This window comes from Weizmannia acidilactici (genome assembly GCF_008974185.1).
In the GTDB taxonomy this organism is placed as follows: Bacteria; Bacillota; Bacilli; order Bacillales; family Bacillaceae_C; genus Weizmannia; species Weizmannia acidilactici.
This window is the reverse complement of record NZ_BKZP01000014.1, coordinates 64,660-78,467: the sequence shown is the minus strand read 5'-3', so window position 1 is coordinate 78,467 and position 13,808 is coordinate 64,660. Positions and strand designations below refer to the sequence as shown.

General features: G+C 48.9%; 10 protein-coding genes. 5 read left to right on the top strand and 5 right to left on the bottom strand.

The features are described from left to right. Positions 1–94: 94 nt before the first annotated feature. The 4 genes from BpJC4_RS07995 to BpJC4_RS16830 all read right to left on the bottom strand — a co-directional run bounded on the left by BpJC4_RS07995 (position 95) and on the right by BpJC4_RS16830 (position 5,219). Positions 95–1,405: an ammonium transporter gene (locus tag BpJC4_RS07995; RefSeq protein WP_151681619.1), complete on the bottom strand. Its 1,311-nt coding sequence runs from the start codon at positions 1,403–1,405 to the stop codon at positions 95–97. Between the two features lie 5 nt (positions 1,406–1,410). Continuing rightward, positions 1,411–1,770 carry a P-II family nitrogen regulator gene (locus tag BpJC4_RS07990; protein ID WP_151681620.1) on the bottom strand — a complete coding sequence of 120 codons (360 nt, stop codon included), beginning with the start codon at positions 1,768–1,770 and terminating at the stop codon, positions 1,411–1,413. Between the two features lie 170 nt (positions 1,771–1,940). Next, on the bottom strand, positions 1,941–2,663 hold the full coding sequence (locus BpJC4_RS07985; protein ID WP_151681621.1) for a WecB/TagA/CpsF family glycosyltransferase: 723 nt from the start codon (positions 2,661–2,663) through the stop codon (positions 1,941–1,943). Between the two features lie 99 nt (positions 2,664–2,762). Next, entirely contained in the window at positions 2,763–5,219 is a 2,457-nt protein-coding gene (locus BpJC4_RS16830; protein WP_151697758.1) for an SH3 domain-containing protein, read from the bottom strand. A gap of 154 nt (positions 5,220–5,373) precedes the next feature. On the opposite strand from BpJC4_RS16830, the gene BpJC4_RS07975 reads away from it, so the two are divergent. Next, a complete protein-coding gene (locus BpJC4_RS07975) occupies positions 5,374–6,447 on the top strand; it encodes a C45 family autoproteolytic acyltransferase/hydrolase (protein WP_151697757.1) in 1,074 nt (357 codons plus the stop codon). On the opposite strand, the gene BpJC4_RS07970 is transcribed toward BpJC4_RS07975, so the two are convergent. Next, entirely contained in the window at positions 6,444–7,190 is a 747-nt protein-coding gene (locus BpJC4_RS07970) for an AraC family transcriptional regulator (protein ID WP_151681624.1), read from the bottom strand. The genes BpJC4_RS07975 and BpJC4_RS07970 overlap by 4 nt on opposite strands. 120 nt (positions 7,191–7,310) lie before the next feature. On the opposite strand from BpJC4_RS07970, the gene BpJC4_RS07965 reads away from it, so the two are divergent. The 4 genes from BpJC4_RS07965 to BpJC4_RS07950 all read left to right on the top strand — a co-directional run bounded on the left by BpJC4_RS07965 (position 7,311) and on the right by BpJC4_RS07950 (position 13,557). Then, entirely contained in the window at positions 7,311–8,561 is a 1,251-nt protein-coding gene (locus BpJC4_RS07965) for an extracellular solute-binding protein (RefSeq protein ID WP_151681625.1), read from the top strand. A 302-nt stretch (positions 8,562–8,863) separates the two neighbouring features. Then, complete coding sequence (locus BpJC4_RS07960) at positions 8,864–10,078, top strand: carbohydrate ABC transporter permease (protein ID WP_151681626.1); 1,215 nt, start codon at positions 8,864–8,866, stop codon at positions 10,076–10,078. 14 nt (positions 10,079–10,092) lie between these two features. Further along, positions 10,093–10,920 (top strand): carbohydrate ABC transporter permease, encoded by an 828-nt coding sequence (locus tag BpJC4_RS07955; protein ID WP_151681627.1) that lies wholly within the window; start codon positions 10,093–10,095, stop codon positions 10,918–10,920. A 348-nt stretch (positions 10,921–11,268) separates the two neighbouring features. Beyond that, positions 11,269–13,557 (top strand): glycoside hydrolase family 65 protein, encoded by a 2,289-nt coding sequence (locus BpJC4_RS07950; protein WP_151697756.1) that lies wholly within the window; start codon positions 11,269–11,271, stop codon positions 13,555–13,557. The last annotated feature ends 251 nt before the right edge of the window (positions 13,558–13,808 follow it).

Here is a 13,808-nt window from a genome sequence, read left to right as displayed (position 1 = left end):
TGCGATTCGGGACTTTCACCCTATAGAGTGCAGCCATGCCAGGCGCACCAAAAACAGGCGGAACCGGCATTCCGGTTCTGCCTGTTTTTCCGCATTATGCTTTTATTTTGGACTTTCCGGTTTTTGCCGGCGCCACCACAATGCCCGTTATTTCCTCGAAGTTATACAAGCTTGACGGCATATCCGCAAACCGTTCCAGTTCATTGTAGGCAGGGATGCCGTGGTAAGACATGTCGAGCCCTTCTTCTTCCTCGCGTTCGCCTGCCCGCAGCCCGATTGTTTTTTCGCAAACGATTGCCATCAAGGTTCCGCCAAGCAATCCCCAAACAACAACAACGGCAGCACCCAATAATTGTACGAGCAATAATGAGACATCCCCCGCCGTCAAAAGGCCGTGCTGCCGGTCAAACAATCCGACCGCGACCGTGCCGAAAACGCCGTTAAAGCCGTGAACCGCAACAGCCCCGACCGGATCGTCCACTTTCATCCAATCCACAAGTAATGTCGCATAGATAACGATCACACCGCTTACCAGGCCGATTGCCACCGCACCCCACTCGGAAACGTACGCACAGCCAGCCGTGATGGCCACAAGCCCTGCCAGTACACCGTTAATTGCCATGCTCGGATCTGCTTTCCCGAATTTAAACATCGTCAAAAACAATGCAGCCGCCCCGCCGGCAGCACCTGCCAGCATCGTATTCAGGGCAATGGAAGCAAGTGCCGGGTTTTCAACGTTCAAGGTGCTCCCGGCATTAAATGCAAACCAGCCGAACCAAAGGATAAATGCGCCGGCTGAAGCGAGCGGGACATTGCTTGGAGCAAAGACGTTTACACTGCCGTCCGAATTGAACCTTCCAATCCGCGGCCCGAGCCGTTTTGCTATCGCAAAGGCAGCCCATCCCCCGACGGCATGGATCGCTGCGGAACCGGCAAAATCTTTCATCCCGAGTTTTGCGAGCCAGCCGCCTTCATTCCATATCCAATGTCCGGTCACCGGATAAACGATGATGCAGATCATCGCTGCCGTTAACATGTAAGCTTTAAACGTCATCCGTTCCGCCACCGCACCCGATACGATCGAAATGCAGGCAACGGCAAAACCGATTTGGAATAAAACATACGCCGCACCCGGCAGGTCGATGGAAAGGCGGATTTGTTCCGGATGGCCGAATAAAGTCGTACCGATCAGGCCGGACGCATCTTTCCCAAACATCAGGCCGAAGCCGACCGCCCAGAAAGCGAGTGCGCCGACCGTTAAATCGACAAATATTTTCATCGTGACATTGACGGCATTTTTCGTGCGGACAAAGCCCGCTTCGAGCAAACTGAAGCCGCCTTCCATAAATAAAACCATGGCAGCGGCCAACACAACCCAAACCGCATTCGCATATACCGCATCCATTGTGCTCACCCTCCCCGGTCCATTAAGTCGTCTATATCCGTATCTGCCTCTCCCGTCCGGATATTATAAGCTTCCAAAATCGGAAACACGTAAATTTTCCCGTCCCCGTCTTCTCCTGTCCTTGCAGTATGGACAATGCTCCGTATCGCCGGCTCAACCATATAGTCTGAAAGCACAATTTCCAGCTTTACTTTCGGATGGAGCGTTACTTTATAATTTTTGCCGCGGTACACGCCATATGTATCTTTTTGCTTTCCCCTGCCGACAACCTGGGAAACGGTAAATCCTGTGATCCCCAAACTCCGCAGACCTTTGATGGTATCTGTTAATTTCTCTGGCCGGATAATCGCTTCTAACTTTTTCATGTCAACCGCCCAATCATGTCATATTTTCTTACATTTTATGAAGAAATAATATAACATGATTTTGAACGTGTCAATTCTTTTTTTATAAAATATTTCACTTTTTAAAAGGGGAATTTTAGAAAATAAAAAAACAGAGGTTCTTAGCGAACACCCTGTTTTCGGATGGATGGCTAATGCATCCATTTATACATAAAAATCCGATATAAAAATACGAGGCTGCCGACATTCCGTTTCCAAAGCCGTTTTGGTTCCCGCATCAGGCGGAAAAGCCATTCGATCCGCAGTTTCCGGAAAAGATACGGGGCCCGCGGCACATTTTCCGAGGCGAAATCAATAAAAGCCCCGACGCCGATTCTCGCAAGGCAGGCGAGTTCTTTATCGAAATCGGCAATAAATTTTTCCTGGAGCGGCACGCCCATTCCGACAATCAATACATCGGCACCGGAATTGTTGATGCGCGCCGCCATTTCTTTTTTGGACTGGAAATAGCCGTGGTGCGCCCCGGCAATTTTTAACCCCGGATAGTCGCGGCGAAAATTCCGGATGGCGCTTTGCAAATTCGTTTCATTGGACCCGAGCACAAAAACGGAAAAGCCGTTTTCTTCACACCGTTTTAAAATTTTCGGCGTCAAGTCCGTTCCGTTTAAATTGCCGCTGAGCGGAATATCGAACAGCTTGGCACCGATTTCAACCCCCACTCCGTCATTGAGCAGGTAATCCGCTTCATTTAAGATACGGTGGTAGTAAGCATCGGTTTGCGCAACATTGTAGCAGTGCGCATTCAAAAAATAAATATTGGTTTTTTTCCCGTTACGGATGCGGCTGACAAATTCGTCCAAAAATTGTTCTTCTGTAATTACGGTCAAATCAATATTGCCAAATGCCTTTTTCAAAACAATTTACTCCTTAGCGCATTGGAATGTAACCACGTTTTAGTATATACGCACATTCCGCCGCAATCAACGGGAAGCGCCCCTCCTTCATACGGGACTTCACGGTTTGTACTGTGGGATTTCCAGTTGAATACGGTAAGTATTTAAAAGATGGTACAGGTTATACATTTGGGTGACCTGTTTTGCAGCCCAGCCGATGTCGGTTGCGTATTGGTGGGACGCGCTTCCGGTTTCCGCTGCAGCAGCCGGGTTCCATCTCATTTTATAAAGCGTATCCTGGCCGCCACGGATATAGCCGCTTGCAATAAACTGGGCGCCGCCGATAATGGCTGCCTCAGGTGTGAACCAGCCGGCATTGTAGGCATATTCCGCGCCGCTTTCCACAGGGGAGTCATCATAGGCGCAGATACCGTACATATTGTATACGGTCCTTCCTTTATATTGAACGCCTTGCGCCAGTTCAGACGTCCCGTTGCCAGTTTCCAGCAGCGCATGGGCAATCAAGTAGATTTCGTTGATCCCGTACAAATCTGCGGCCGTAATGAAACTTTCCGCCTGGCCGGACAGCACGCCTTTTCCTGCTAAAATCTTTTCATTTACTTCTTCTTTATCCAGCCCCGCTGTTTCCGAAAGCTTTAAAAATTGGAGAGACTGGACCGGGTCATTGGCGAAGTTCGTGGGATCCAAATAATATTTCACATCATCCGGGCTTGCATTCACCCATGTCTTATTATAGGAAATTTTGTACCATGTTTTTCCGTCCGTCCCTTTTTCAACAGACAAAATTTCAACCGTTTCCCCGTTCAAGACTTGGCCGACAACCCAATAGTTTGTCCCCGCTCCGCCCCTCACATTCCAACCGGATCCGAAGACAACGCCTTTTGTCGGATGGGCTGTGTCATCAACGATCAGGGCATCCGAACGGATATACGTGCTGTATTTTTTGTCGGTTTGCGGATAAGCCGCCATTTCGATGCCCGCCATCTGATCCAGCGAAACAGAATAAGATTGATAGGTCTTATCGATGATACTTGTTCCGACAGGCGTTTCCGACAAGTATTGGCTGCTTACATAACCGGTTGTGCCGTTCGCGGTTACTTTCGACCAGCCGCCCGTTTCGGAAATAACCTGGACGGCCGTACCCCTCGCAAGCTGTGTAATAATGGATGCACTTGTGGACGGGGCCTGGCGCATGTTCAAAGCCGAGCCGGCCTGGACATTCACATATTTTGTGACTGCCGGCGTTTGCTGCGGTGATGTGCCGCTGCCCGAAGATCCTGTGTTTGATGCGCTGCTGCCCGCGGAACTCGTGTTTTGGCCGGTTGATGTGCCGTTCGTAGTTGTAGTTCCGGATGCCGGATTGCCCCCGGATGTGGTCCCTGTTGTCTGGCCTGCAGTTGTACCGCCCGTATTGGATGCCCCCGATGTTTGGCCTACAGAAGTTCCTGTGTTCACCGTGCCGTTCGCGGTGCTCCCCGTTGTTCCGGTGTTCGATGTGCCGCTTGTAACGCTTCCTGCTTTACCGCCCGTATTGGATGTGCCTGTATTCGAAACACCACCGGAACTTGTGCCCGTGCTTCCCCCTGGGGACGCGCTTCCGGATGGCTTCGTGGTTGATAGAGATTTTGAACTTACATAACCGGTTGTGCCGTAAACTTTGATTTTTGACCAGCCGGTTGTTTCCGCATAAACTTCCACTTTTACGCCCCTCGCCAGTTTCGTGATGATGGATGCAGAAGCAGAAGGGGCTGTCCGCATGTTTAACGGATCATTGGCCGGCACATTGACATATTTTATCGCAACAGCCGCAGGTTTTGTTGCAGATAAATAAGATGCCTTGGCATATCCGGTTTTGCCGGACACACTGATTTTCGCCCAGCTGCCGGAAACAGAGAGAACTTTTATGCTTGTTCCCCGTTTCAGCCTTGCCAGGACAGTTCCTTTTTCCGATGCCGTTTTCCTTAAGAGCAGGGAGGAATCGGGATCGACATCCACATACTTCGTTACCGTTTGGGGACTGGTTGCAATTTTTGCGGTGCTTAAATATTTCGCGTACACAAATCCTGTATTCCCATTTGCTTTGATTTTCGCCCAGCTTCCGGAAATGGAATAAACGGTAACACTTGCTCCGCGCGGCAGTTTCGCCAAAACGGATGCGCTTTTCGACGGCTCTGACCGTAAAAGCAGATTCGAGCCTTTGTCAATGTTGACATATTTCGTAACAGTTTTCACTGCACTGCCCGCTTGAGTCGAGGCCGGTTTTGCCGCAGCCAAATAGGCAGTGCTGACATATCCGGTTTTGCCGGCGGCTTTGACTTTCGACCAGCCGCCTGATACCGAATAAACAGTAACACTTGTCCCGCGCGGCAGCCTAGCGAGGACCGTACCGCTTTTTGATGCTTTCGCGCGTAAAAGCAGATTTGAACCTTTCTGAACATCCACGTATTTTACAACCGTTTTTGAAGCGGGGGAAGAAGCCGCATGGACAGATTTCGCGAAAGCCGGCGTGGACATTACGGCAAAACAAAGTGCCGGGATGACGATCCTTTTCTTCATTCGAATTCCCCTTTTTGTGTAGATTCCTATTAATATAGCTTTCAATCTTTATATCGTCCTATTATCGGGCGCCTTAACAAAAAAGTGATTTTCTTTCCCTTTTCCGGCATGTCCGGTATGCTTAACAATAGCAACAATGAAAAGGGGATCAGGAATGAAAGAAATTTACAGCGATGTCATCCAGTTCCGCGGCACACACTACGAATTCGGGTACAAGCAGGGGCTTGCACTGAAACATTCGCTGGCCGTGGAAAACCGCGCAAACCAATGGAAAATTCGCAAGCCACGTTTTACGATCGATGCCGTGGAAACGAAAAAAGCGATTACCCGTTTTGCGCCTGCCATATGGGACGAACTGGAGGGACTTCAGGAAGCGCTCGCGTGGCCGATGGAGAAGGTGCTGATGGAGTTTGGCGGCTACCGGCTCGACATTGCAAAATCAGGCTGTTCCATTTTGACCGGGAAAAATTTTCTCGCCCGGAACTACGACTACCATCCGAAAACATATGAAGGACGGTATGTCTTATTTCAGCCTGCTGATACCGGTTATGCCATTATCGGGCCGAGCCAGCGCGTAACAGGGAGAATGGATGGTATGAATGAAAAAGGCCTGGCAATCGGGTATACGTTTATCCACCGGAAAAATCCGGGCGACGGCTTCATCTGCTGCATGATCGGAAGGCTCATCCTCGAATCGTGCGCCAACGTACAGGAGGCCGTCCGCATGCTGATAGACATCCCGCACCGCCATTCATTCAGTTATGTCATTTATGACAAAAGCGGTGAGACGCGCATTGTAGAAGCTTCGCCGCGGGGCGTGGCGGTAAGGGAAGGAAATATTTGCGCCAACCACTTTGAAATCCTGAAAAAAGAAAACCGCCACCATCTTGCGGATTCAAAAAGGAGAACGGAAATTTTAGCGGGGCAAAAAGAAAAAATTGCGAATGCAAAAGCAGCATTCCGGCTGTTAAACGCCAGGGACCAAGGCGTTTTCTCGGAACTGTACGGCAGCTGGGCGGGAACGATCCATACCGCGGTTTATCTGCCGAAAAAGCTCGAAGCATGGATCGCTTTGGGCGGAGACAGCGAGCTCGCCCGGTTTGATTTTGCAAAATGGCTTGCCGGAGAGGATGTAGAACTCACACGGATTACAGGGAAAGTGGATACAGATATCCCGTTTCTCCATATGGATGAGGGGGCGGACTGGTTTAAACACGGGCAGGGCTAATTCCCGTTCTGCTCGCGGAATTCCTTTGGCGTCATGCCCATGTATTTTTTAAAAAGCGAGGTATAGTAGCTTTGGTTGCAGAAATGGAAAAGCAGGGCAATTTCCGAAATAGAGATATTGGTATGCAGCAAAAAATAAATGGATTCTTCTATTCTTTTTTTATTAATATAGTCTGTCACGGATACGCCGACTTCTTTTTTAAAAAGATGGGACAAATAGCTTGGATTTAAATAAACATGCTTTGCCAAAGATTCGAGCGTCATCACCTGCAGAATATTTTCATGGATGTATGCCACCGCCATATGGATCGCATGGCTGTAGCGGCATTCCTGCTTCCTGGCCTGCTGAACCGCTTCCACGAAGTTGCGCAGCATATTGTACTCCAGCTGAAAAAGCTGTTCTAATGTTTCCATTCTTTCAATCTCCAAAATATGCGCATCGCTGACATTAAACGCGGTTTCCGGCGGTACGCCCCCTTCGATTGCCGCTCTTGTAAAAAGGGTACAGATGCAGATCAAGGAATTACGGAGTGAACGGACCGGTTCTTCCGCGAGTTTTGCCCGTTCCAAAGTATTGATATTTTCCAAAATCGAAACAGCCTCCTCCATTCTGCCTTCTTTTACGGCATTGAGGAGCTGCTTTTCCATCATATAAGGCGGATGCAGAAAATATTCGCGCTGGTGCTCGACCCGGTACGAAAGATAGCGTTCGATAATGGAATTGCTGATGGAAGTTTGTTTCATGGCATTCGCCCCAATGGCTAAAAATTTTATCATAGATCCAAAGATTCTAATATCATTGTATGCGCATACAAGCTAAAATTCAAGGTGTAATAGTACAACCAAACTAAAGGGGGCTTTGGTATGTGGAAGAAAACCGTTTCAATATTGGCAGCGCTTACACTCATTGCCGGCGTACTGGCCGGATGCGGCAGCAGTTCAACTTCGAAGTCAAACAACAATAGCGGCAGTTCTTCGAAAAAGATCGTCTTAAAGTTTGCGGCACAAAACGATAACACACCGGCGACGAAAGATGTGATCGCTGCTTTTAACAAACAGTCGAAAAAGTATAAAGTCGAATGGGTGCAAATGACAAATGACTCCGCGCAAATGCACGACCAGCTGCTCACTTCCCTCTCAAGCGGATCGAGCGAATATGACATTTTGTCGATGGACGTTGTATGGGCCGGGGAATTCGCAGGTGCAGGGTACCTCGTCCCGATCGACCAAAAAATGATGGATGCCAACATGACAAAAGACCAGTTCAATGCCGGTTCGATGGCTTCCGGAAACTATGAAGGAAAACAATACACGCTTCCATTCTTCCCGGATCTCGGCATTTTGTATTACCGTTCCGATATTGTCAGCAAAGACGATGCAGCTAAACTTGAGAGCGGCAATTACACTTATAAAAACCTCGGCGAAATGGCCGCAAAATATGCCGGCAAAGGCGGGACAACAAACGGGTTTGTTTACCAGTCGAAACAATATGAAGGATTAACCGTTAACGTGACGGAATTCACGGACCATTACAAAGATATTAAAGGCGGCCTGCAAACGATGTACAATTTCACAAAAGCGGCATGGGCGCCGAAAGATTTGCTGAATTATATGGAATCTGAAACTGTCAACAGCTTTGTGCAGGGCAAATCCGTATTCGCCCGCAACTGGCCGTACCAATACGGGACGGTTAAAGCCGGCGGGGAAGGCGTGAAAATTAAAATCCAGGATGTCGGCATTGCCCCGCTTCCAAACGGCGGTGCTGTCGGCGGCTGGCTCCTCGGCATCAACAAAAATTCGAAACATATTGAAGGCGCCTGGGAGTTCATGAAATTCGTAGCCGGCAAAGAAGGGCAGAAAATTATGTCCACGAAAGGCGGCTACCTGCCTGGATACAATGCTCTGTTAAACGATCCTGCAGTCCAAAAAGAAAACAAAATGCTGACGATGCCAGGCTTCCAAAAAGCGTTGAAAACGACGATCGCCCGCCCGGTATCCGCGAAGTACAACAAAGTTTCCGATACAATCCAAATTGCGGCGCACAAATATTTAAGCACCGGCAAAAATTTGGATGATGCGGCGAAGACCATTCAGGACGCAGTAGGCAAGAAGTAATGCATCCGTCCGGGGCGGAAGGGAGAAAACCGCCCCGGACGCCTGCTTCTTATATTAATGGTGCATATGCATCAAAAAAAGAAATGCGGAAGCGCCTTGCCCAGGAGCGGAATCAGCGAAAACGCTGGGGAAATCGGAGGACTTTAATAAGAAATCGGCGGAAATGGCCAGAAAATTAGCGGAAAGGTCAAATTTATCAGCGAAAATCCAAAAACCCGGGAACCGCGGAGAAGCATATTCCAAAGTAAAAGTGTCCTAGTCATTCCTGCCCCTTATATCATGCGAAAAGAGGTGCCATCATCATGAAGAAAAACCGTCTGCAGGCTTTTTTATTTATACTCCCGGCCCTGCTGTTTATTGGCGTATTCTCCCTTTGGCCGATTGCGCAGTCATTCGCCTATACTTTTTTTGACTACCAGCTGAACAACCAGCAAAAAGCCGGACTGTATGTGAGCCCGCGCTACAATTTTGATTTATTTGACGAAACTCAAACGTATGTCAGGCTGTTTCTGACAGAAGATCGCGCAAAAATTACCGATCCGAATGACCAGCAAAAAGTCGACAAGCTTGTGGACCATGTAGCTGCCGTCGCCAGACAGTACAGAGGCAAAAAAGGTGTCCAAAAAATCAGCCGGTCCGACCAAAAGCAGCTGATGGGGCTTTATCATGATTCATCCAAACTCGTAAAGGAAATCAATGCCAAATACAATACACCGAACGGAAAAAACTTATCGAAAATCGTAAAAGATTTCAAAAGAAGCTTTGTACCTTCCAATTTTATCGGCTTAAAAGCTTATAAAGATGCGCTGCATGACAAGCGGCTCGGCTCAGCCTTATGGAATACGGTACTTTTCACCGTTGTTTCAGTTTTCCTTGAATTTGCCCTCGGCCTCGGGCTTGCCATGATCATGAACAAAGCGTTTAAAGGGCAGGGCATCGTCCGGACCACTTCCCTGATCCCGTGGGCAATTCCGACCGCCGTGGCCGCATTGATGTGGAGCTATTTGTATGACGGCACAAGCGGCGTCGTAGCGAATTTTTTCCAGGCGGTCGGGATCATCAGCGATTCCCGCGTCCTTCTTCTAACCGATACCGGCGCAATGGTGTCCACCATTTTGGCCGATGTCTGGAAAACAACCCCTTATATGGCCCTCCTGCTGCTGGCAGGCCTGCAAAATATTCCGAACGGGTTGTACGAAGCAGCCGCCATTGACGGCGCGACAAAAATCCAGCAGTTTTTCAGGATTACGCTGCCGCTTTTAAAACCTTCCATTTTGGTGGCGCTCTTGTTCAGGACGCTCGACGCTTTCCGGGTATTTGATTTGATTTATGTCCTGACGGGCGGCGGACCGGGCGGCGCAACCGAAACAATGTCCGTCTACAGCTATAAAACAATGTTCGGGCAGACGAACTTCGGGTACGGCTCGGTTATCGTCACCATTATGTTTGTCTGCGTGGCCGTCATTGCCACCATTTATATTAAAGTGCTCGGCGCCAACCTCATGGACAAAAACTAAAGGAGGGGAACACCATGAAAATGAACCGCAAATGGAATTATGTAATCATCGCCCTGATTGCCGTGTTTTTGTTTGGTATGATATTTCCGTTTTTTTGGATCTTTATCACCTCCTTTAAACCTGACGGGGAAATCTTTGGCGACGGGGCTTTCCGAATTATTGCCCATCACCCGACACTTGAGAATTACACGCAGATTTTTCACAAAGGCATTATGACATCGGTGAAAAACAGTTTTATCGTCGCCACAACAACGACCGTTTATATCATTTTAATCGCGACCTTCACGGCATACGCAATTTCGCGGTTTGATTTTAAAGGGAAAAATCTTTTGCTCGGGCTGATCCTTGCGGTTTCGATGTTCCCACAAATGATTGTCATCGGGCCGATTTACAATTTATTTTTGCATTTGCACCTGACCAATTCGTACGCGGTTGTCCTACCGTATTCGACAATCACGTTGCCGACGGCGGTCTGGATTCTCGTCACGCATTTCAACCAGATTCCGCTCGCGCTTGAGGAATCGGCAAAAATTGACGGCGCCACGCCTGTCCAGACATTATTCCGGATCGTTTTTCCGCTTGCTGCGCCGGGGGTGTTCACCACAGCAATCATTGTCTTTATTGCGGCATGGAACGAATTTTTGCTGACGATTACCCTCAACTCGGATGCGAATTACCATACCGTGCCGGTTGCCATTTCCTACCTGCGCACCCAGTTCCAAATTTTGTGGGGCCAAGTCGCCGCAGCCACAACCATCGTCACCATTCCGACATTGATCATCGTGCTATTATTCCAGAAACAAATCGTTTCCGGGCTCACAAGCGGCGGCGTGAAGGAATAAGAAATGCGGAGGGCGTTGGCCTATCGGCGTACGGATTTTACCAGGCCTCTGACTGAGATAAAGGAAACACGGTGAGCCGGCAGGCGAACCGATGTTGACTTATCGTAGGGAGGAGGCAGGAAAATCCGCTAGCCGATAACGCCCGCAGCTGGACAAAACGAAATGTGGAGGCGCCTTACTCATCCCCGACAGGCGAATGTTCCTGCCTACAGGAAGTCCGCTTTTTGACTTCATGACGGCAAGGTTATTCGGCCTTTTAGGGCTGGGCGCGCAGGACAATTCGAGATGCGGAGGGCGTTTGCCCATCGGCGTATAAAACAGAAAAAAAATCTTTGGAGGATACGTCTTATGGCATGGGAAATTATAAAGAAGGAATTCAATAAACAAAACTTATTAGTAAATGAAAGCTTATTTGCACTTGGAAACGGCTATCTCGGCGTCCGCGGAAACTTTGAAGAAGGCTATTCAAAAGGAGAACCCTCCATCCGCGGCACCTATATCAACGCGTTTCACGATATTACCGAAATCCAGTACGGGGAAAAAGCGTACGGGTTCCCGGAAACCCAGCAAAAAATGCTGAACATCATTGACGCGCAGACAATCCAAATCTATCTTGGCGAAGAAAAGGAACACTTCTCCCTTTTCGAAGGAAAAGTCCTGTCTTTTTGCCAAACGCTTCACATGGACCGCGGATTTTCCGAACGCGCCGTACACTGGCGCTCGCCGTCAGGAAAAGAAATCAAGCTTACGTTTTCACGATTGGTTTCCTTCGTGCAGCGGGAACTGTTTGCAATCGAACTGTCGTTGGAACCGGTGAACTTTTCCGGGCCGGTGAGGATTGTTTCCACTGTCAACGGCGATGTGGAAAACTATGTGAACAAAAACGACCCGCGGATCGCCTCCGGGGATGCAAAAAGGCTCGCCGTCACAGAAGCAAAGCAGATCGGGGATTATAGCGTTGTCAGCACCCGGGCATTTGTTTCCGGACTGGAAACGGCATGCGCCGCGTCCCATACCGTATCCGTCCCTTGCGAATGCAGGTTTGAAGCAGCCGAAAAACAAGTCCGTGCAATCATCGATTTCCGCCTTGACCAGCCGGTAAACGTCACAAAATTTAATATTTATACCGATACACTCCGCCACCATGGAAATGTGGCCGAAAAAGCCGCCGCTATCCAGGAAAGCGTGAAAGGCAAGGATTTTTCTTTCTTTTTAAAAGAGCAGGAAAGGTATTTGTCCGAATATTGGAAAGCGGCGGACGTCGAAATCAGCGGCGATCCGAAACTGCAGGAAGGGATCCGTTTTAATTTGTACCAGCTGCTACAATTCGTCGGAAAAGACTCCGCGAGCAACATCGCAGCAAAGGGGCTTTCCGGAGAAGGCTATGAAGGGCATTATTTTTGGGATACCGAGATTTATATTTTTCCTGTCTTTCTGCTGACGCGCCCCGATATCGCCCGGAATTTGCTCCTTTACCGCTACAATATCCTCGACCACGCGCGGGCCCGGGCAAAAGAAATGGGGCACAAAAAAGGCGCCCTTTTCCCGTGGCGGACCATTTCCGGCACGGAATGCTCAGCCTACTTCCCTGCCGGCACGGCGCAGTACCATATCAGTGCGGACATCGCGTACAGCTATGTCCAGTACTTTTATGCCACGCATGATGAAGTTTTTATGAGACAATACGGTGTCGAGGTGCTCGCAGAAACGGCAAGGCTTTGGCTGGAAACGGGCCATTACAACCGGGACGGGAAATTTGTCATTGAAGACGTCACCGGGCCTGATGAATACACGGCAATTGTCAACAATAATTACTACACGAACGTGATGGCAAAATTTAATTTGAAATCGGCCCATCACTTTTACCATTGGCTGAAGACAACAGATCCGGCGTATTTTACGGAGCTTTGCGACCGGATCGGCTTATTGGGCGAAGAAGCCGCGGAATGGCAAAAAGCCGGGGACGCCATGTATCTCCCTTATGATGCAAAACTCGGCATTCATAAGCAGGATGACAGCTTTCTTGAAAAAGCGGTCTGGGATTTTGAACATACGCCAAAGGACCACTACCCGCTCCTTTTGCACTACCACCCGCTGACCATTTACCGCTACCAGGTATGTAAACAGGCCGACACGGTGCTTGCGCATTTTCTGCTGGAAGATGAAGCAGACCCGGAAACCATCCGAAATTCTTACCATTACTATGAAAAAGTGACGACACATGATTCGTCTTTGTCTTCCTGCATTTTCAGCATCATGGCATCCAAACTCGGGGAAGCGGAAAAAGCGTACCACTATTTTATCGAAACCGCCCTTCTCGATCTTGACAATACGCACGGAAACACGAAAGACGGCCTCCATATGGCCAATATGGGCGGAACGTGGATGTCGATCGTATACGGGTTCGCCGGCGTCCGGATTAAAGAAAGCGGCCTTTCCGTGGACCCGTCCATTCCGGAACAATGGGAACGCTACGCTTTCCGCCTTACGTACCAAAACCGCAAGCTCCAAATCGAAGTCACCCGCGGGTCTGTGACCGTTGTTTTAACCGAAGGCGAAGCATTGCGGATCCGTTTATTCGGCCGTGAAGAAACGCTTTTGCCGGGAAAAGTTGTGGCACGGGCCATTCATCATTGAAAGGCTGTGCCAGCGGACAGTGTTGATCATTGTTCATTTCCTGGACCCCTGCAGCAAGCGGGGAGGCCAACGGATGTACGGCGCGAAGCAAATTTCGAGATAACCATTAAATTTTACATTGAAAATTGACAAAATACGGCAGTGAGATTTTACCTTTTGGTATAAGATCACTGTTTTTTTTTGCGCCCGATTCATGAAATGAGAGAATCTCCCCATATTTTAATAAAAGTTTAATAATCGTTTTATATGAT